The 20,735-nt window shown below is 55.0% G+C and carries 15 protein-coding genes and 1 tRNA gene; 5 read left to right on the top strand and 11 right to left on the bottom strand.

Annotation, left to right across the window (positions count from 1 at the left end):
* Nucleotides 1-95: 95 nt before the first annotated feature.
* Together P0120_01555 and P0120_01550 are read right to left on the bottom strand one after the other, a co-directional pair.
* Nucleotides 96-623 carry a hypothetical protein gene (locus P0120_01555; GenBank protein MDF0673015.1) on the bottom strand — a complete coding sequence of 176 codons (528 nt, stop codon included), beginning with the start codon at nt 621-623 and terminating at the stop codon, nt 96-98.
* A gap of 140 nt (nt 624-763) precedes the next feature.
* Nucleotides 764-1,906, bottom strand: a complete 1,143-nt coding sequence (locus P0120_01550; GenBank protein MDF0673014.1) for a response regulator — start codon at nt 1,904-1,906, stop codon at nt 764-766.
* A 512-nt stretch (nt 1,907-2,418) separates the two neighbouring features.
* Here P0120_01550 and rph point away from each other — a divergent pair.
* The 4 genes from rph (at nt 2,419) to P0120_01530 (ending at nt 5,449) form a co-directional block, all read left to right on the top strand.
* A complete protein-coding gene (gene rph, locus P0120_01545) occupies nt 2,419-3,168 on the top strand; it encodes a ribonuclease PH (GenBank protein ID MDF0673013.1) in 750 nt (249 codons plus the stop codon).
* Complete coding sequence (locus tag P0120_01540; protein ID MDF0673012.1) at nt 3,155-3,793, top strand: XTP/dITP diphosphatase; 639 nt, start codon at nt 3,155-3,157, stop codon at nt 3,791-3,793. Before rph ends, P0120_01540 begins: the two co-directional genes overlap by 14 nt.
* 144 nt (nt 3,794-3,937) lie before the next feature.
* Nucleotides 3,938-5,320 carry a hypothetical protein gene (locus P0120_01535; protein MDF0673011.1) on the top strand — a complete coding sequence of 461 codons (1,383 nt, stop codon included), beginning with the start codon at nt 3,938-3,940 and terminating at the stop codon, nt 5,318-5,320.
* Nucleotides 5,321-5,372: 52 nt separating this feature from the next.
* Nucleotides 5,373-5,449 (top strand) — tRNA-Pro (locus P0120_01530).
* A 985-nt stretch (nt 5,450-6,434) separates the two neighbouring features.
* Here the strand turns inward: P0120_01530 and P0120_01525 are convergent.
* The 9 genes from P0120_01525 to P0120_01485 all read right to left on the bottom strand — a co-directional run bounded on the left by P0120_01525 (nt 6,435) and on the right by P0120_01485 (nt 20,181).
* A complete protein-coding gene (locus P0120_01525) occupies nt 6,435-7,883 on the bottom strand; it encodes a sigma-54 dependent transcriptional regulator (protein ID MDF0673010.1) in 1,449 nt (482 codons plus the stop codon).
* Nucleotides 7,884-7,947: 64 nt separating this feature from the next.
* The gene (locus P0120_01520) at nt 7,948-10,272 is read right to left on the bottom strand and encodes an ATP-binding protein (GenBank protein ID MDF0673009.1); all 2,325 of its coding nucleotides are present in this window, start codon (nt 10,270-10,272) and stop codon (nt 7,948-7,950) included.
* 12 nt (nt 10,273-10,284) lie between these two features.
* Complete coding sequence (locus P0120_01515) at nt 10,285-11,214, bottom strand: ABC transporter substrate-binding protein (GenBank protein ID MDF0673008.1); 930 nt, start codon at nt 11,212-11,214, stop codon at nt 10,285-10,287.
* A gap of 338 nt (nt 11,215-11,552) precedes the next feature.
* Complete coding sequence (locus tag P0120_01510) at nt 11,553-12,287, bottom strand: DUF928 domain-containing protein (protein ID MDF0673007.1); 735 nt, start codon at nt 12,285-12,287, stop codon at nt 11,553-11,555.
* A gap of 215 nt (nt 12,288-12,502) precedes the next feature.
* Nucleotides 12,503-14,701 (bottom strand): CHAT domain-containing protein, encoded by a 2,199-nt coding sequence (locus P0120_01505; GenBank protein ID MDF0673006.1) that lies wholly within the window; start codon nt 14,699-14,701, stop codon nt 12,503-12,505.
* Nucleotides 14,702-14,868: 167 nt separating this feature from the next.
* A complete protein-coding gene (locus tag P0120_01500) occupies nt 14,869-16,665 on the bottom strand; it encodes a ShlB/FhaC/HecB family hemolysin secretion/activation protein (GenBank protein MDF0673005.1) in 1,797 nt (598 codons plus the stop codon).
* Between the two features lie 132 nt (nt 16,666-16,797).
* Nucleotides 16,798-17,166: a hypothetical protein gene (locus P0120_01495; GenBank protein MDF0673004.1), complete on the bottom strand. Its 369-nt coding sequence runs from the start codon at nt 17,164-17,166 to the stop codon at nt 16,798-16,800.
* A 94-nt stretch (nt 17,167-17,260) separates the two neighbouring features.
* Nucleotides 17,261-17,614, bottom strand: coding sequence for a hypothetical protein (locus P0120_01490; GenBank protein MDF0673003.1), 354 nt, complete (start codon nt 17,612-17,614; stop codon nt 17,261-17,263).
* 56 nt (nt 17,615-17,670) lie between these two features.
* Entirely contained in the window at nt 17,671-20,181 is a 2,511-nt protein-coding gene (locus P0120_01485; GenBank protein MDF0673002.1) for a filamentous hemagglutinin N-terminal domain-containing protein, read from the bottom strand.
* Here P0120_01485 and P0120_01480 point away from each other — a divergent pair.
* Nucleotides 20,062-20,397, top strand: a complete 336-nt coding sequence (locus P0120_01480) for a hypothetical protein (GenBank protein ID MDF0673001.1) — start codon at nt 20,062-20,064, stop codon at nt 20,395-20,397. The genes P0120_01485 and P0120_01480 overlap by 120 nt on opposite strands.
* The last annotated feature ends 338 nt before the right edge of the window (nt 20,398-20,735 follow it).

Here is a 20,735-nt window from a genome sequence, read left to right as displayed (position 1 = left end):
TGCCACAACACCAACCTTCATCTTGATGATCTTCTGTTCTGTCGTCATGGTCCTCACTCCTTTCGTGGAGAGGAGAACTCTACCGGACTGTCAGATCAAGTTCTACCACATACGTTTTGAGCGCTAGAAGACTGACCGGAGTTGACATCCTCTATCACCGCGCTACGCAGGGCATTCACGAGTTGTCTGTACCGCTCCTCGGCCCAAGAGTTAAACGACTCGGCGTCCTGGAATACGAGGTCCCATGCCTTGACTGCCTCCAGCATCAAGAGCTGTTGAGGCTTGGTTGGCCCAGGGAACAAGACGACGAGGACGGCGGAGTGACCGGTGAGGCTGATATCGGTGAAGATGTGCAGCATGGAGGACGAAGGGAGCATGGTTTCCCGCGAGGCGGCTTCGACGAGCGGTTGATAGAGGCGATGCAGGAATTGCGCTGTGACCTCATGTGGGCTGGCGGGGATCAGGAGGCGAGGATTTGGTTGTTCTCCGAATAAGTTCTCTGTCAGATAGGTGGCGGCCTCCCAGGTCGGCATGGTGCCTGAAGCAACCAAGGATTCGCAGAGGTAGGCGATCCAGTTTCGGCTCCGGGGACGTTCGCGAACCGCAGTCAACTTTTTCGCCATACTTGCCGATCCCCTCATTCATGGCGGCGGTTGTTGGGAGCGAATCAGGTTGTGCCGGCAGGTGAAAAAAGTATATCGGCGGCACCACAGACGGTCAACGAATTGCCGACAATCGAACGATGGGTTCAGCTGAGGAGAGGCTACGGTTCGCGGAAGGTAGTGGAGTTGACGCGATCTGCGTATTGATCGTGGATGCGTGCCACTTCATCTGTTGATGCGACGAAGACATCCAGCAGCTCTGGGTCGAAATGTTCGCCACGGTGCTTGAGCATGAGTTCAATCGCATGACTAAGCTCGAACGCCGGCTTGTAGACCCGTTGAGTGGTGAGTGCGTCAAACGCGTCGGCAATCGCGGCAATGCGGCCTTCGACGGGAATGGTTTCGCCCTGTAATCCGCGCGGATATCCGGTACCGTCGAAGCGCTCATGGTGGGTGTAGGCGATCACGGCTGCGACTTTCAGCAGCTCTGCATCCGACCCGCTGAGGATCTTGTATCCGATTTCGGCGTGCTGCGCGATCACCCCGAATTCCTCCTGTGTGAACTTGCCGGGTTTCAGCAACACATGATCCGGGGTGCCGATCTTGCCGATGTCGTGCATGGGGCTGGCCGTGCGGATCAAATCGCAGCGTTCCGGGGACAGGCCGGCCTTGCGCGCGAGCAGCTCACAGTAGTGACTCATGCGTTGAATATGTCGGGCGGTCGCATGATCGCGGAACTCCGCGGCGATGGCGAGCCGCTGAATGGTTTCCTCACGCGACAGGCGCAGCTCTTTTTCAGAGCGTTCCAGCCAGTCCAACGCTTGCTGTAATGCGAGCGTTCTTGTGCGGACGATGTCCTCAAGATTCTCACGATGGAGGCGATTTTCCATCTCAAGTCGGCGGCGGCGGAGGGCGTTGGCGACGTCGATGAGAACCTCATTGGCTTCAAACGGCTTGATGATGTATCCGAACGCGCCGACCTCCAAGGCGGCATTGGCGAGGACCGAGCTATCGAGGCCCGTGACCATGATCGCCGCCGTGTGAGGGTGCTCCGTGAGAATGTGTCGCACGAGATCCATACCCGATTCTCCGGGCATGTTGACGTCGCAGAGCATCAACGCAAAGGGTTGGTCCTGCAATTTTTGCCGAGCCTCTCGGGCATCTGCGGCGCATTCGGCCGAATACCCATGAGATTGAAGCAGGTAGGCCAGGAGGCGCCTGATCGGTTCCTCATCGTCGACAACCAGAATATTGCGATTATCGAGGAGGGCTTGATGAGTAGTCTGGTTCAGCAGTATCGCCATCAGTCGGAATGTAATCGGCTCGTCGAGGCCTCGGACTGTCTCAGTTGTTCTTTATCGGCTCATTGAGGTTGGATCTGAATCGCCATAGGAACGGCGCAGAGATGTGCACTTTTTGTGCCAATTGGTATTGCCTCTACCCTGTCATTTGAATACCGTCCATTTTGATGATCTTAAGAGATCCAGGATGGAATCTCTGCGTCTGGAGAGATTTTGGGAGGTACCTGGTCATGAGCTCTTACTTAGTCCCTATTCCGGTGTGGGGTGAGACGTCAAAAGATTGTACAGAATTCGTCAAACTTGAGTAGCTGCTTTTGTACAGAGGAAGATACCGGTGGTGGGCCGACGCATCGATTCACCCGCCTACACACACTTCGGCGAGGTGTCGCTCAGAAACTAACAGGGATCACGGCTGTCATGCCGTGAGGCTCCACCGACGATGATCGGCTGGACAGTTGGTTTGCGCTTTCTTAAGGCCTTCACTATAATTCGAATCCCACTATTGAGGAAGGGACATGAGAATGAGCGGAATTTCCGGCTTAGTCCGTTTTGATGGGCGTCGCAGAGATCAGGTCCGCCACGTGAAAGTGACACGCAACTATATCAAACATGCCGAAGGGGCGGTTTTGATTGAAATGGGAGACACGAAGGTCATTTGTACTGCGTCCGTTGAGGAAAAGGTGCCTCCCTTTCTCAAGGGCAAGGGGACGGGATGGGTCACGGCGGAATATGCGATGTTGCCGCGGGCAACCCATGAGCGATCCCCACGAGAGGCGGTCAAGGGGAAGCAAGGCGGCCGGACCCTGGAGATTCAACGGCTCGTCGGACGTGCTCTGCGCTCCGTGACCGACATGTCGCAGCTGGGAGAGCGGTCCATTTGGATCGACTGTGATGTGATCCAAGCGGACGGGGGCACCAGAACCGCGTCCATCACCGGCGCCTTTATCGCGTTGGCTGATGCTTGTGCCGTGCTGAAAAAACGGGATCTGTTGAAGAAGATGCCTTTGACCGACTACCTGGCGGCCATCAGCGTCGGAAAGGTCGGGGGAGAGGTGATGGTGGATCTTGCCTATACCGAGGATTCGATGGCCGAAGTCGACATGAATGTGGTGATGACCGGCAGCGGCCGGTATGTCGAGGTACAGGGTACAGCCGAACGCACGCCGTTCGCGAAGCAAGATATGGACGAGTTTCTGAATCTGGGGTGGCAGGCTATCCAACGGTTGACCGCCATTCAGAAAGAGCTGATCGGTGCACTCGATTGAGGGACCGATAGAAGAAATCCTCCTCGCGACCAGAAATCCGGACAAAGTCAGGGAACTTGCGGCTCTTCTCGGGGATCTTGGAATCAGCATCCGTACCCTGGTGGACTTCCCTACCGCACCGGAAGTGGAAGAAGACGGTACAACCTGTGAAGCCAACGCACTCAAGAAGGCCAGGGAAATGGCCTCTGTGACAGGCCTTCCGTCGGTCGCGGATGATACGGGACTCGAAGTTGATGCCTTGGGTGGAAGGCCAGGCGTGTTTGCGGCTCGATATGCAGGGAACGGCGCGACTTACGAGGACAATTGCAGGAAGCTACTCAAAGAGCTGGATGGTGTGCCACCGGCCAGGCGGACCGCCAGATTCGTAACGGTCGCTGCCTTGGCGATGCCTGGTGGACACTCTCGAGTGGCCACGGGCATTCTCCTCGGCGTCATTGCCGAAGGATGTGTCGGCTCACGCGGATTCGGTTACGACCCCCTGTTCTTCGTCCCGGAGCTCGGTCGTACGTTGGCTGAGTTGACGGCTGATGAAAAAAACCGTATCAGTCATCGAGCCAAGGCATTTGCAGCGCTGCGGGTGGTTCTGCAACACGAAATTGATGTATGCGCAGGCAGTCCAGGATAGATCAGCGCTCGCAATAGGAGTTGAGAGCTCAAGACTGTGTCACTTTCCAACATCAACTATCAGAGCGGAGGGCCGTCCTCCTCAGTCATACCTATCCTTTGGGCTACCACTAGCGGGGGTCTCTTATGGGGCTATGTTCTCTGTGTGGGGATTCTTAGTGAAACGATTGCCGGCTTTAAGGTTTCAACAACACATGTCCTGGTTGCAGCATTGGTTGGATTTGTCTTCTTGGGCATGTTTTTCGTCTGGGCCAAAAAAAGAAGAGTGTTCGCTGCCACGGCGATCAGAGACACTGCTCTCGGGGTCTCCACCGTTGTGCTCGGGCTGGTAGCACTTGACGTCGGGTATAGTGTTTTCCTGAACTCGTCTCAACCTCGCTTGGCAGCTGATGATCGGCGTTTCGATCCAAACACGTGGGTTGGGGAACTGTACCCAGAATTATACTTTCCGACGGAGAAGAATTTCCGTCTGCATAAACCCGGGCGCAGTCTCAGCGGCTCCCATTATGGAGATATGTATAGCCCGGCGATGCTGGATTCTCCGTTATTATCTTCTTCGGTTTTGTGTAAGAAGAACCTGACAATATCGATTAACGACGATGGATTTCGCGAGACGGCCAGGCTCGAAGGACACAAGATCATAGCGCTTGGAGACTCGTTTACTTTTGGCTGGGGGGTTGACCAAGACCGTACATGGGTGGAGTTGCTAGAACGAACAATAGGCGAACCGGTCTACAACATGGGAATACATGATTCTTCCCCGAAGCAGGAATTGTTGCTGCTCGAGCATGTGATCGACTCTCGAAAACTTGATCTCAGGGGAGGGCTACTGCTATGGATGATTTTCGAGGGTAACGACTTAGAAGATTCCTATGATGAGCTGTATCCGGTTCAGAATCCCGTATCGACTTCCGGGAGTCTGTTCAAAGGCACGATCGTTGAACCCCTCTGGGCGCTTCCCTTTAAGATCCGGGAAGAGTCGGTTTTCGCTAAGTTCAGGGATGGACGTGCTGAACTGTCAGCGTTCGGTAGCGAGGAGCGAACAAAAAATCATTATGTTATCGATGGGATAACATTGGCAGACCCGCTCTATGTGTCTCCCCGATTCGGACCAAAACTGTTTTCATCGAAACAACTCCGGAGTGCCCAGCAGTCTGAGCAATATGTTGAGTCGCATCCTAATCGGCTTCCACTTCAGAAAACATTTGAAGGTATGGCATCCCTAGCGCAGAGGGCAGGCTTCCAAGTTGTGGTCATCATCGCACCAAGCGATGCTCGACTATACGGAGCAGAGTTTGAAGAGTTCCCACGCTTGTCAGATAAGTCCTATTTCAATATACTGATCACACGGCTGGCCGGCCAGCATGGTTTTGAGATCGTCAATTTGCAAGAGTCACTGCGGCCGTATGCCACGAGGGAACTTCTTCATTTTCGCGATGATGATCATTGGAATGAGCAAGGGCATGCGGCGTTCGCCGACATTCTAAGCGGGTTCCTTCGATCTAGGAATGCGACGATAAAAAAATAACCACTCCTTTCCCGGCGTCCCGGAAGTAGCAATGGAGCGACCGGCACACCGTCGGGGCGTAGCGCAGCCCGGTAGCGCGCCTGCTTTGGGAGCAGGATGTCGGAGGTTCAAATCCTCTCGCCCCGACCATACAGGGCTTGCTCGACCCGGAGCCTAAAAATTGAGGCGACGGGATAAAACCCACCAGTGATCTTAATTTCTGAGCTTGCTCGTACCGCGCGTTCTTCATCGTTGTTTCGTTCCTGTTGCGCACGGAAAAACCCCACAAGTGAAACCCAAAGCCGCACGTCTCACCAGGATTACTCGCGGTTACGGGCAATCGCCCCATACATGACAACTACCGCACCGATTACCAGCACCCCATTGATCAACAACATTAGTATCATCACCTCTCACCCCCATTCCTGTGGAGTTCGTCGCAATGCTGCGCCGTACAAGATTGAGACATACCTGTCTGACGGTTGAGCAGACGGTAGAGGGTTATGTTTCACTTCTCTCCTTATGAACCATGCACGATTCAGATCGGCCTCAAGATCGCACCATACGGTACCGTCCGGTTTATTTACGCATCACCTCTCGCGCATGAGCATCGTCAACAACATCATCACGGCGAAAATTATCCCGCCCGAGATTGTCAACATGGCCATCTCATCACTCATCATATCTGCACCCTTCCTTTCTGTATCTCCATCGTGGTTCGTTCACGTGGAGCGTGAGTTGTCTGCTCGAAATCCGCCGATGGAATCCGAGTTCCTGGTAGAACACTTCTGCATCGAGGATCCTCCTGCGTTCCCATGACAAGCCCTAAGCATTTCTTGGGCCACACACGATCGAAATCTAAATGGCGATATTTCCAGGGTCTACACAGATGGGCGTGTAGTTGGGCGGTCTGCGCCTGTATCTGAATGGATTCCAGGCTGGATCAAAATGGATCCCAGAGTGGATCGAATTGGATGCGGATAATGTGGGATATACTTATCCGGTTAACTTCCTAAACTCTAACCGGGCGGAGGGCGATGAGTCATGAACTCCAATGGACACTCGGAGATGGTTGCAACTGTTCTAAGAGATCTACCTACGAGGTCGGAACCTCTTCAGAGTGCCGCACACTCCTTCAGTCTGACGAAGTAGGCGGTTTGCCTGAAATCTGCTTCTGTCGGAGCAATTTGGTCAAGTAGGTCCGTTGCAGGCCGAGTTCAGCCGCTGCCTTCGTCTGATTCCATCCATTTCGACGCAACGCGTTCTCAATCAGCTTCTGGCTATATACGTCCATGCTCTTATGATACGAGAAAAACAGTATGCCGGTGTCGGTCTCCTGATTCACCATGGAAGCGTCGGGCATCGAAGCAGCTAACGCAGTCAGTGAGAGGTGTTCCGGTCCGATCGTATCGCCGGGGCATAAGATCAATGCACGAGTGAGGACGTTTTCCAATTCACGCACGTTGCCCGGCCAGGGGTACTGTTGCAGCGCGTGGAATGCCTCCTCGCTGAGGGTCACGCGTTTACAGAGGCCCACGATGCTGGGCCGATTGAGGAAATGTTCCACAAGGGTGGAAAGATCCTCCATCCGTTCACGCAACGGGGGCAGAGGGATGGCAATCACGGCGAGTCGAAAGTACAGGTCTTCGCGGAATGTTCCTCGATGAATCGCCTGTTTCAGATCTTTGTTCGTGGCTGCGATAAAGCGTACGTCGGTTCGTACCTCTTGAGTTCCGCCGACGCGGTAGAATGTCCGATCTTGAAGTATACGCAAGAGATGGCTTTGCATGGTGAGCGGCATGTCACCGATCTCGTCAAGAAACAGCGTGCCTCCCTCGGCGATCTCGATCTTGCCCGGCTCCCGCTTCGTGGCTCCGGTGAACGCGCCCTTTTCGTGTCCAAAGAGCTCGTTTTCCAGCAGATTCTCAGGGAAGGCGGCACAATTGACGGCAATAAATGGTTTAGTAGAGCGAGGGCTCCAACGATGAATGGCGCGGGCGACCACTTCTTTCCCCGTTCCCGTTTCGCCGAGTAATAACACAGTCACGGAGGAAGCCGCTGCCTGTTTGGCCACAGTCAACTGTTCGCCCATCTGCTTGCTGATGGTCACGACGGGTTCGAATTGGGCGTCGACCTCTTTGCGGAGCGTCTCGACCTGGCGGTGAAGGGTGACGGTGTCCAAAGCCTTCTTGATCACGACGGTCAAATGGTCCGCAGTGAACGGCTTCGGCACAAAGTCGAAGGCGCCAAGTTGCATGGCCTGCACCGCACGTTCGATCGTCCCATAGGCCGTGAGCATCACGATCAGTGGGGTCGTATAGGTTGCTGAAGCCCGGAGCGTATCTTCATCTTCCTGATCGTGGCGAACTGACGTCTCGCTGATTTGTTTTAAGACATCAAGTCCTGACAGCAACGGGAGTTCGAGATCCAACAAGACAAGATCAGGCGCCTCTTCCTGAATCAAGCGCAGAGCATCCTTCCCGTTCGCGGCAGTGAGCGGCTCATGCCCCATCCAGGTGATACGATTTTCCAAACTCAGGAGGATATCGCGGTCGTCGTCAACGATCAGAATTTTCGCGCGCATAGGAGAGTTCTCCTTTCTAGATAGGCGGCACTTCACCCCGTAACATCGGGAAGCTTCAGATTCGTCATGTCGTTCGACCTGAATCAAGCTGTGACCCAGCGATAGGCAATGTAAAATAAAAACGAGACCCGATTCCGGGTTGGCTCTCCACCCAAATCGAACCATGGTGCATGGTGACAAGGGTCTTGGTGATGCACAGGCCAAGTTGAGCGCCTTGTGCTGCAGGCATTGCCGACGGCACTCTGGAAAACTCATTAAAAATATTCGGGAGATGGGCTGAATCGATCCCGCAGCCGGTATCGGCGACGCACGTCTGCACGAGTTCTGGTGGAGATTTGCAAAACTCCACCGTTATTCGACCGCCGGGCGCGGTAAACTTGATTGCATTCCCAAGGAGATTCACCAAAATCTGCTCTAACTTGTCGCGGTCGCCATGGATGGCCGGAAGCGACTCGATGGGCGCGACCATGAGGGATACGTTCTTTTCCGAAGCGACTGTCTGAAGACTGTCTGCGGTGATGGTTGCGATTTGATGGATGCAGACTTCTTCCACGCGAAGCTCGACTTTGTTGGTGTCGAGGCGTGACCAATCCAGCAGTTGCGCGATGATCCTTCCAAGACGCGCGACGTTGTGTTGGATGCGCGTGAGGTAGGTGCGCTGCAGTTCGGTCAGCGGACCGGTGACGCCATCGAGCATGTTTTCTGCAAAGCTCCGAATCGCCGTCATAGGGGTTCGCAGTTCGTGTGAGACGACGGAGAGAAACGTCGATCGGCGTCGGTCATGGTCCTGGAGTTGTGCGTTGGCGCGAGAGAGCTCTTCCGTACGTTGCTCAATGCGTTCTTCGAGATGCTGCGTCAGCTCGGTCAGATCGGAGTAGGCCTTGGCATTATCGATGGCGGCCGCGACATGTCCAGCGATGGTCATGAGGATATGGAGATCCTCTTCGCTGCATTGGTGTGACCTTCGGTCACCGCCAAGGTATCCGAGAATCTTCCCATGGCTCTGGAGCGGCACGGCAACGAACGACCGTATGCCGGAACGACGCATCAAGTTGAGCACTGGTTGGCGTATGCGATGAGCAACGGTTTCGAGATCGTGGATAAGTAATGGTTTGCCGTGAACAAGCAGGTCGGCCGCGATGCCGTCGTTAATAATCGGTAGGTCAAGCTCGTGAGCCACCTTCGCGATATCCGCAGGAAATCCTCTGATGCGAGCGATGGAGTAGCAGTTTCGTTCAGGGTGGCTAAGGAATACTCCCATTCGGGAAAAACCAAGATTCTCTACAAGCAACTGAAGCAACGTGTCAAGCAACTGGTCCATGTCGAGCATGTTGGCGCTGGTAATCGCGGTGCTCGCCTGATGCACCGTGGTCAATTGCGTGACCTGACGTCTGATCGTTTCAAGATTCCTGGTAATCGCCTGATTGCGATCATGCAAAGACTGAGTCATGACGTTGAACACGTACGTCAACTGACCGACTTCATCGTTCGTGGAAGATACGAGCGGAGCCGTCGGATCGTTTCCTTCGGCGAGTTGCCGAGCCGCTCCGGCCAGTCTTCGCAGCGGCGTCGTGATACGCGACGTCAATAGGTGAGCGCCGAGAATGCCGGCCACGATAATAAGCGCCGTGAGGATCGACACATTGCGGACGATGATCAGCAGGGCTTGTTTGGCCTGTGCATCGGTAATCCCGATTCGCACGAGGCCGACCACCGGTGAAGTCTTGGATTGGAGAGGGTGGCCGATTTTATCTTCCAATTCGATAGAAAGATGGGGCAGCGGCATCGAAAATGAGGATTCCCTGAGGACCGGCATCGCAAAGTCGTACAGGGTTTCTTTTCGCACCAAAAATGGAAGGAGCCAGTCTGAGGACTCGTCTTGAGGAACAAAAGTCTGCTCGGCCGAAAGAACGAGGCGGGTGGGGAGCGGGACGGTTAGAGGCGCCTGCAGCAGTGCTTCTGAGATTCGGTCGTTCGGATAAATCGGCTGCTCCGGAGTTCCAGGCGAACCGTTCGACCGTCTCTGCACGCGTTTGGTTTGTCTGGCGAGGGTTCGACCGTCGGCGGCCGTGATGACGATGTAGACGACATGGTCGATTGCCATAAGACTTTGCAGGAATTGCTGGAGCGTGATGCGATCTTCGAGAACGATGCCGGCAATACGAAAATGTTCGTTACGGACGGTATTGGTCAACAAGATGGTGCCGAGTTCTTCCAGGTTATCCGTCATGGCTGTGCGTCTCGCCTCGAGGAAATACCAGCTCAAGGAGGAAGAGGTCATGATGAGAATGAGGCTGAAAAACACCATGAACTTCAAACGGAGACCGAAGAATCGAGCCGCAGACCCTGGTCCGGGATGCTGTCCTTTCAGGAGTCCTGAGCTATCCATGAACCGACTCACTTAATAGGTTTCGTCGATAAGACTGTTGAGCTCTTTTGGAATCGAGATGCCCAGATACTGCGCGGTCTTGAAATTCACCGTGATCCTGACCCGCTGGACAGCAACGGGTTTGAGGGGCAGCCGTTCTTCCCTGTCCAAGATACGTTTGGCAAGGAGACCGGTTTCTCGGCCTACTTCGTTGTAGCTGATGGACAAGCTGAGCAATGCGCCCAGGCGCGTAAACTCGGATGAAAAGCCGATGACGGGAACGTGTTTGGCCAACGCCGATTCAAGAATAAAGCGGGTCGATTCATCGGTCAGCACCGTCGAATCCGGAATGAGCCATAAGGCTTCCGATTCGGACAGGAGCATCCGCAGTTGCTGAGGGACATCCTTCTCATGCTCGACAATGAATCCTCGCAACTGAACGTCGTGGACAGAAGCCTTCGCTTCCGCTTCCTTGAAGCGAGAAGCAGTCTTGCCGGGATCGTACAGCATGCCGATCCGGCGAAGGGTGGGCAACAACGCGCGCATGACCTTCAACTGACGGTCCGTTGGAACTTCCAGCAGGACGCCCGTCATATTGGCAGCAGTCAGATGATGTTTCAAGGGATCGAGAACCATCATGTAGAGAATCGGGGTATCGACGATCTCCAACTTGACCGCCAGTGCCGCTTTGAGGCCGACGGCGACCACGAGGGAAGCCTCTGAAGTATGAATCTTTCTGGCTAGTTGCTTTCCTCGCTCTAGCTCTCCCCGCAGGTCGTACTCAATATAGGTGGATCCGGTCGGCGCCGTCGCCTTGAAGCCTTCGATGGCGTCGCTGTACGCCTTCAGGTCGGACGATTTGAGAATAGCGATCTCCGCCCCGGCAGCCTCGGCCTCTACAGAGAGGAAATACGAAAGAACGATGAGCGCGAGGGACAGTCGCCGGATATGAGCAGCGCGCACCCATCTGTTTTCCCGATCTCTCAACGTACGAGCGATCATGAATATGCGGTGGAGTAATGGGGCAGTGATCAAGGACCCTGCGACCAATCGGTCGTTTTTATTTCAAGCAAACCCTGTGCCGTCGGCATTGTCGAGTCCCAACGACCAGCCGAAGAAGTTTATTCAGGCAGATCATGATCAGTGCCAGACTCAGTGTGTCCAGAAAAAAAGAGCCGAGTGGCGTGGTGGATCAAAAAAGATTCAGCCTGAATCGAATTGGATTCTCCTACTGAATCGAATGGACGGCATCGATCGTTGCCCAGAATGGAGCAGATCGGGAGGGGGTCGTTCGCAAAGAGCTATTTTGCGTTGCTCTGAATAGCCTTCAGATCCCAGTCCGCCACCCCGTTGAGTCCGACCTGCCTCAGGAGAGCCGCCCGCAGTCTCCGAAGCGACGGATCCTTTGGCTCTTTCTCAATCAACGAGCAGACACAGCCCATCGCATCGTACCAGAACCCGATGAGGGCGTTGGTCCGCACGCTTTCACGGTCACAGGTTAGGTTCACCGAGGTGATCGTCAAGCATTCATTGAAGTCGCATCGCTCGATCATTCCACCTGCGACGATATCCCTGGAGGGGGACTCGGGATTTGGACTGGCCGACACAAACCAGCGGTATTGGACGTTAGGATCCAGTGTAAGTCCCAGGCTTTTGAGATCGATGGATTGAACCCCCGCCTCGGTTGGAACTGGAAGGGACGCTTCATACAGCGGGACGATTTTTTGAGTATCGTTGAGTGTGAATCGCAAGGGATAAGTCGTCGGTTTCGAGAGATACCAATTGAGCGTCGGCGTTCGCTTAACCGTCAAGCCCACGTGGTCGGGAACCAAGGCGACGAGTTCCGGCTCGTTGCTCTCCGCTCCCCGTAACGGGCCTCCGACTCGTGCGCGCGGAGTCGGTTTCTTTGGTGGTGTGTAGATGAGGTCATCTGGTTGATTGGCCTTTGCCGCCGGCGCTTTGTCTCCGGCGTCCAGGACATGCGCTCCCGAGACAGTCAGGAGAAGGCTTAACCCTAGGATCAATACATATTTCACGGTAATTCTCCTTCTAACAGGCTGAGGAAATACTCGGTTAATGTCAAAAATATGGCTGGCATTTTCGGATCGGTGCTAACGCCAGAATCACTTCAGGGTGCTCAAAAAGGCTGTCCAGCAAGGCCGCAGCGAGCGAAGAGGCGAGGCGTACGCTTCGGTACGTTGAGCCTCTGAGCGATGCAAGAACGCCGCTGGCAGACTTTTTCAGCATCCTGTTAGAGCCAATTATTGAGCAACAGGAAGGGCGACCAGTAAGCCGGGTGTTCATAAATCCTCTCGCTCAACAGCTTCAACTGCGCGCGCTGGAGCGCCACGGCTTTCGAGAGAGCCGGATTGCGCAGTTGTCGGTAAAATTCCGAGAGCAATGTCGCCGACGCTTCATCGTTGATGAACCAAAGAGTGGCCAATGCGCTGCGGGCGCCGGCTTTCAGCGCGACACCGGCCAGGCCGAGGGCAGCGCGATCGTCGCCGACGCCGGTTTGGCAGGCGCTCAAGGTCAGCAGCTCGAGCGGCTCCTGCCGAAACCGAAAGAGGCCGACCAGTTGATCGAGACCCTGCATCGTCATTTTCCCATCGAAGGTCAGGAGGAATGAGTCATTTATGTCGGTCGAGAACTTGCCGTGCGTAGCGATATGCAAGCCTCCATATCCTCCATCACGCAATTCCCGTTCCAGTCTGGATGATTGAAACGCATTGTTCATCAGTTGATCGCCCTTATAGAGCCGTTGAATGGATTCGACCTCGTCCGCCACATAGGGAAGGGGTGGAAACCCTTGCACGGATTTGGTGAGGCCGACCGTCAGGAATCGCAGCTTGTCGCGGTTGAGCGGACGTGGGTCGGTCAACGTCAAGCCGGGCGTCATGGCGAGCGCGAACTTGTTGATCAAGAATGATGAACCGTCGTGGAGCGCCGCCAGCGGAATCGTCCGCAGGGCGCCGTCCGGCACAAACACCAAGGTCGTGATCTGCGGCTGTGAGAGATCAGGTTCGAGCGGGCGAAGGAGCCAGTCGTACAACCGTTGGGCATGGGGTAGATATTCGCGGGTCGTGCGTTTTTCAACCAACCGACGGAATGTCCGGATTTCCTGAGTCAGCCGCTCCGCCGTCACGTACACGGAGATGCGCTTGAGGCCGGATGGCAGACTCACGAGCAGTTCGAGTCGGGAACTGAACATGATGGGATAGATGACGGCGGTGTCCGGCGATAAGTGGTCGAACGTGGTCAGCCTCGACCGGACCGAATCGACGCAGTCGTCCTTGAAGTAGTCCCGCAGTTCGGCCGTTTTGTAGGCTTCGATTGCATCGCGAGCGCCGAACAAATCTCCCTCGGTTGCTTTGCGGTCGTCAGACCGCGATGCCCGCTGGAGCAACAGGTCGGCCAGCTCAAAGAACAACGGCCTCACGGTCTCCTGACCGGCGGTCGCCTCTTCGGACGAGGCTTGCTCCACCACGGTGCGGATCGGTTGGAGCGTCGATGTCGCTTGCCGGTATGACAGGATGGCGTTGTCCAAGTGCCCGGTTGCGGCGAGCTGGCGCCCCAACTGCCATTGCCAACGATAGAGCGACTCGGATGCGTCCACCGATTGGGCTGCAAACAAGGCCTTCCTGGTGAGGTGCAACGCTTCGTCCATTCGAAACTCTGTTTCGTAGAGATGCCCCAGGTAGCCAAGAGCATAGGAGAGCGTTTTTCTGTCACCCTGGTGCTCAGCAGCCGTGGCCGCTTCCTGGAGCACTCCCGCGGCTCTCAGCAAGAGCGGATCACGCATCTGCGGCAGCTGAGGAGCGAGACGCTGGTAGGCCAGAGCCACAGCGATCAACCCGAGGGATTTGCGACGGGATGGCGGAAGTTCCTGCAAATGGTCCAGCGCGGCATCAAGGGCAAGACGGCTGTTGCTTGGTTGCCCGAGTCGCAGCAGAATCCGTGCGGCATTGGTGCGGGCCGTCGCAGCGAGCAGCGGGAGCTTGGCGTTCTGAGCGTGGCTGAGGCTTTCTTGAAAGGCTTCCAATGATTCCTTGTCTTCCTGCTTCAAGGCGAAGACAACTCCGAGGTCATTCAGGATGGTCGCCGTGAGCGGTGAGGAGCCTTGTTTCCGTGCTGATGTCGCCGCGCGATCGAGATATTCCAAGGCTTCGGTGAGTCGCCGAAGCGCCAAGTAAGTCCTCCCCAGATGTCCGAGTACAGAGGCTTCCACGAGAGGATCGCCGTGCTTGTCGGCGAGCGCAAGCGCCAGCTCTAGCGATTGGAGCGCTTGCTTGGATTGTCCCAAGCTCAACGAGGCCTGAGAAGCGAGCACGAGCGCCTCGACCTGCGCGGAAGTATTTCCCTCGGCCTTGTAGCGATCGGCTGCTTGTTTCCAATGGACCAAGGCCTCGCTAAAGGCTCCCCGTTCAAACTCCTCCACCCCTTGTTTCATCAACGCCTCGGTTGAGGATGAGGTTTCATGCGATTCAGATCGTGAGACGACAAGAAGTAGAACGGTCACGAACAAGAATAACGTTCCCAAGAGTAGGAACAGAACCGATGGTCGATTGGAGGCCGACACGGGGTGTAATTCGGACATGTCCTATGTAACCGCTCGGATCAAAAAAGATTGACGACAATTCCAAGATGAACGCCATGATCTTGTAGGGTATTTCCGACGTCCCGCACGGGGCGGAGTTTCTGACCCCAATAGACCTCAAAAACGGCTCGACCTTGCGCGAGGATATTCCAGCGGAGTCCCACCCCCACGCTGGCGAGCGTGTTAGGAAAGTCTGTGACCGGCGCGATGGGAGCGGGACGGTTCTGTCCGAGACTCCATCCGTGGGCCACATCTACGAATGGAGCGAGCTGCACCATCGGCTCGCCGTTCCGCCGGCGGATCAGCGGAAATCGCGATTCGAGGGATGCGATGAACGCATTGTCACGCAGGATCGTCACCTCACGGTAGCCGCGCACGGTATAACGGCCGCCAAGCGCGACCTGTTCGAGAGGAAAGAGGGGAGAAGTCGTGAGTTGAAGATCCATGTGTCCCAGGAGTTGCATGCCGAATAACTGGTCGCCGTATTGTTTAATAGTCTGGACCTGGCCTAACCAAGAAAAAAACTGTCCGTCGGGCGTGGCGGGATTACTGCTGATCGTCGCACCGAGGACATTGAGGCCCACACTGAACCGCGAACGTACTGCGAGGACGGTGTCGAGCGTGCGATGGGTCCAATCCTGGGCGAACCGGAGCGCGGAGACGGTCGCAGCCCCGTTCTGGAAGCCGGGGAAAACATCGAACGGCACGTCTCCAAAGATGAAGCTTTGCGTAAAGAGATGTTCGCCGATGATCGAGAGCGCCACCTCGTCCGTCACCGTCCGATAGATTGGGTGGCGGAGACTTAGGCCGATGATTTCGGTGTCGGTATTGAGGTTGAGTGGTTCGAAAGGTTCTTCGATCAGTTTGAAGTCGTAGCGCCGATAGTACGGCATAAAGGTTGTGCCGTATCGGTTGAAGGGGAGGGCATACGAAGCGTCAATTATCGGATGGGCTCCGGCTGAACCGCCGTAACTGACGCTGAGCGGATCTCCTCGACCGGTGAGGTTGTCATGGATGACTGTGCCGATTCCGCGGACCGGTCCGACCAGAGGTGTCTGGTAGTTGTTCACATCGAACGATGCATGAAACGGATTTCTGTCCGCCACCCGCACATTCAGCAGGCTCTCGCCACGTTCATCGCCGGGCCGGAGTTCCGCATTGATGCGTTCGATCCGCCGATCCTGCTGTAAGAGTTGCAGCTGCTCCTGAAAGGGGGCCAGTGACAGGGGTGTGCGGCTGCCGAGCGACAGGCGATCACGCAGGTACGAGGAGCTGAACCAACGGTTGCCTTCGACATCAATGCGCGCCAGTTTCCCTTCTATGACTTGCACCTCTACCACTCCATCCACGACATCCTGATCAGGAATGATCGCCCCGGAGGTCAGGTAGCCCTTATTGACGTAGAGCAGCGTGAGCGCCAGCCGAAGCCGCTCAAGATCTTCCGTCATCAAGATCCGGTTCTTAAACGGGGCCGTCGTTTCCGCAATCTCGGACTCCGAGAAGACCGTGTTGCCCGTCACGCGGACATCGCGCACAAAGACCTGCACTGTGCCAGGCTGTTTCGGCGCTTCTTCTTCTGGTGGAGCTGGAGGGAGGATAGGCAAAACCGGACGCGGGGGTGGTAGAGGGCGTTGAAACTCTTCCTTCAGTGGCCCAGGCGGTTGACCGGATCGACCAGTCGGGTCAATCGTGCTTTGTGCAAAGGTGGATGTATCTACCAACGTACTCATCATGGTGAGACCCATGGTCAACGAGATAAAGCTCTGACGGGCGAACAGAAAACAAGCAGGCGCCGCTCCGCAAGCGCCTGCTTTCATGATTCTCGTCATACCGGCCATGCAGTGAAACTGCTCGTCCCAACGAACCACTGGAATCTTTGAGATTCCTAAGGCGGATTGGCAGTAGAAAACTTACCCACCATTCCTGAACAAGCTGTTGATCGGATCTCATCACGCCTTGGATTCAGAATGGGCTCCCGCAAGAGTTTCGTCAGGACAAATCCATTCGACGGTATCCGATAGCACACGCTCATCCATCTCTTTCTCTTGGCCCTTTTCCCCAATACCGCTGCCGCGGTAGAGTCCTCTAACTTGGGCATACAATCGCCCTCTACGTGGCAAATCATGAGGATCGAGTTCGATCTGGTTGAGGGCATCTCGCTCGCTCATCAAGAGGTCCCACCGCCCATCCTCTGTTCCCAGATAAAACTTCCAACGTATGATGGTCCCTGGGGGATCGCTATCCCAATGAATCATAATTTGTTTTGTGTAATCGAGTTTGGTTCCATGTGCCGGGTCAGTAATGAACACATTTGGCATCTCGTACCTCCTGGCGCTAAGCTCATGCATATCGATTGTGGCACCCTTCGGTTATCGAGAACTTTGGCGGCCCTTGAAGAATGATCAAGGACAACTATTCCACAACATTAAATTTTGTTGGTGTGCCATCGTTCCACGTTCCGTCGGATTTCTGGTACTTTGGTGTGACCCATAACGAGGTGCCAACTGGTAATGCATTAATGGGCACCTTGTCATCAGAAAGTATCGGTCCGTTGTTGGGAATGGGAACTTGAGTCTTGTACTTTTCTCCACCGCCTGCGTTTATGCCAATCCATATTTTCCAGTTCGTCGCTACTACTGAGCCATGTATTCCATGAGGGTTCTCCCACTTAAAGGTACAGAATGAACCATTACTGTGCCGAGCTACACTATAATTTGCGCCCGCTGAAGGGTCGCTCTTACCTGGTGTTGCAAATTTAGGGGCCATGAGCATTCCTCCTTTGAATTACCTATGTTCACCATGAACATAGGTGGATTCACTGCTTAAGATCTGCAACTCGTTGACCGTTCTGAGGTAAAGCCTTGGGTTAAAAACCCGGCTGACGCAATTTGTCGTAAAGACAGGAGAGGGAGCTCTCCTCGTGGTTCAGCTGGTGTCGCCCGTGGAGCGATGTTGGTCATCGTGCCGCCATGGGATTGAGAGATGGCGAGTGTCGATGGGCTTGAGAGCCATCCACCCGGTTCTGCCGGTAGACTATTCCGCCCAGACGCGGTGAAACTGCTGAACTGTCCTCCGGTCGCTGCTGCGCAGCGTTGATTGAGGAGCGACGCGGCTTGTAGCGGCCGGTTCCCCAGTGGCGGAATCTTGCCGCCGGCTGGAGCGTATAGCGCTTGAATCGTCACGGTACCGTTCACGCCACGTCCAGCATCTGCATTGACGACACTGGTTGCATCCTGCTGGAACACACTGGCGCGGATCTGGATCTGACCGCCTCTGCCACGGTCAGCTTGAGCCAGAAGCCGGCTGTTCTGCAAAACTATCGAGCTGTTCTGCATGGTGAGGCCGTCGGTCGCGATGATATTGATGTCTCCAGCATTTGCCATGCCGTTGCTATTTGCCGTGATGGTGGCGCCGGAATGAAGTTGCGCATGAGTGGCGTTCACAGTGATTGTTCCACCAATGGCTGAAGCTTCGGTTCCCGATGTCTGCGCCGAGAGCCTGCCCCCGTTCTGAAGCGTAACAGTATTGGCTTTCACGGAAATATTCCCACCTGTGCCAGCACCTAGGGTGTCGGTAAAAATTCCGCTACGATTGCCGTCGATGAGGACTGACTGTGCGGGACCGGCGAGGCCTCGAACGATCACGCTTCCGGCATTCCCAATTGGGGGCTTGCCAGAATCACCAATGATACTGCTACTGGTCAGATGGCTCCCCTCAGTGAGGCTCAAGTGCGTGGCGTTGACCGTTACCGATCCGGCATTGCCCTTCGATAGATCTCCCGGATAACGCGAGTCAGTGGTCGAGGCTATCCGACTATTGTTCTTTAGAGTGACCGTAGGTGCCGACACGGTAATGGACCCGGCGTTTCCAATGACAACACTGTCAACGAATGCATCAGAAATATTGCTTTCGCTCCGGCTCGTAAGAATGCCTTTCGAGAGTTGGACATCTTTCTCCGCTTTGATGGTGATGGTGCCGGCGTCCCCTGGACTAGAGATCGAGGAGGTAGTGATCTGACTGCCCTCGGAGAGAAGAAGGGTCTGAGTCTTTACCAGGATATGGCCGGCTGCTCCTCCTTCACCTTCGTCATTGCCCGACGAACTACTTGACAGTGAGCTTCCTCCGGTTAGTGAGACGATTTGCGCCTTGGTGTCGTTTCCTCCCAAGCCTTGGACTGTAATGCTACCTGCAGGACCTCTATCAGAGGTCGATGCCTGAACCACACTCTCACCTGAGAGACTTAAATGGTTGGTATTCACTGTGATGGTTCCTGCGCGGCCAGGTCCAGTCGTGCGGGCCAAGAGCGAACTTCCTTGTTGAAGAGTGATGTGCGACGCGCTCAGATTAAGTTCCCCGCCATTGTTCGCAATCGGTAATTCTGACGGTGCTTCGTTGTTGCTGGAGATGGTCGAACTGACGAGGGAAATCGAGCTATTTGCGTCCAGTGTCACCGTTCCACCATCGCCCGCCCCTGAGGTGCCGCTGGTTATCACTGTGCCGTTTTCGAGCGAAATAGTCCCAGCCGCGATCTGTATGTCGGCGCCGTGATCTGTACCTACAGTTGAGGAAATGATTGAACTATTTGGGCTCAGTGAGATCGAATTTGCTGCTCCTGAACTTTCAGCGGTACTGAGTACCGCATCATTCATTTTCAGGACAAATTGACCTCCCCGAATCGAAGCCGTACCCGTACCGCTGAGGTTGATTGTTGAGTCCGGTTTAAGCGTGACGGTACCGAAGGAGGTAAATGAGGTCTTATTCACGTTTGGAATGGACTGAAGCGACGTTAGGTCGAATTCTCCGGGAGACGTAGCGACGGCCAACTTGATCTGACCGTTTGGTGCGGAGAGTTGTGCTCGTTGAACCGCGCCGTCTTTTAGAGTGCCGGATTCTATGGTGATGTTTCCTCCGACCAGCGCAATGCCCTTATCCAGCTTGACTTCGAGGTGACTTCCTTGAACCGTGATGGCTTTTGGATTCGAGCCCAAGAACCCAAACGCCGCGACAGGCGAAGTACTCAACAGCGCGTCGACGGCTATGTTGGGACGCGCGTTGAATCGCGCGCCGTCCTTGAGCTTGAGATAGTCAGCGGTGGTGAAGTTCACCATTCCGCCCACGTCGAGAGTGGCGTTTGGACCGAATAAGAATCCCGCTGGGTTCATGAGAAAGAGATTAGCGTTGCCAAACTCGCTGGTTCGAATGGTGCCAAGGATGTGAGACATGTCTCCGCCGGTGACACGGCCGAGGATGTTGGATGTGGCAAGACCGGAGTCATTGTGAAAGTTCGCGATGGTGTGATTGGGAACGCCGAACTCGCCGAAGCTATGAAACAAGTTTTGGCCGGCCCTGGTGCCGCCCGCGATGTCGTACTGAACTTGTCCACCGACTGGAATTGGACCGCTGATCTGGGTGTTGAGACCAGAGGAGGTGATGGGAGCGGTCTCAGCGAGTGCATTGACGAAAATGCCGGTTATGCAGCAAACGGTGACTATGCAGAGGAGATTCTGTTTAGCTGGACACGCACAGTGCATGAGAGCAACTTTCACTGACGCTTGGAATCCTTGATGTTGTATTCCACGGCTACCTAGTCCTGTTGCGTATTTTCCACAATAACCCTTTCGTAGGGAATCCATTCTCATTCGCTGCCTTCGAAAGGTTCTGCTCAGCTCGCAACAGCAAGAGGCGAGCCACTGAGGTGACATCGAACGCACATCTCGACAAAGATACGTAAAACGGCTGGACTGTCGCCATCATGTGGCATTCGCCTTGCTGGAGTGGTTTCTCTCAATGAGACGAGAAGAGGGAGTGGCGGTGAACCTAAAGAGATACACCCTGAATCTAAATCGATTCACCTCAAGCTTGGTAGTTTGATTGCCTCGTTCACAGT

Origin of the sequence: Nitrospira sp. (assembly GCA_029194675.1) — a bacterium.
Lineage (GTDB): Bacteria > Nitrospirota > Nitrospiria > Nitrospirales > Nitrospiraceae > Nitrospira_D.
This window is presented reverse-complemented; position numbering and strand designations above follow the sequence as displayed.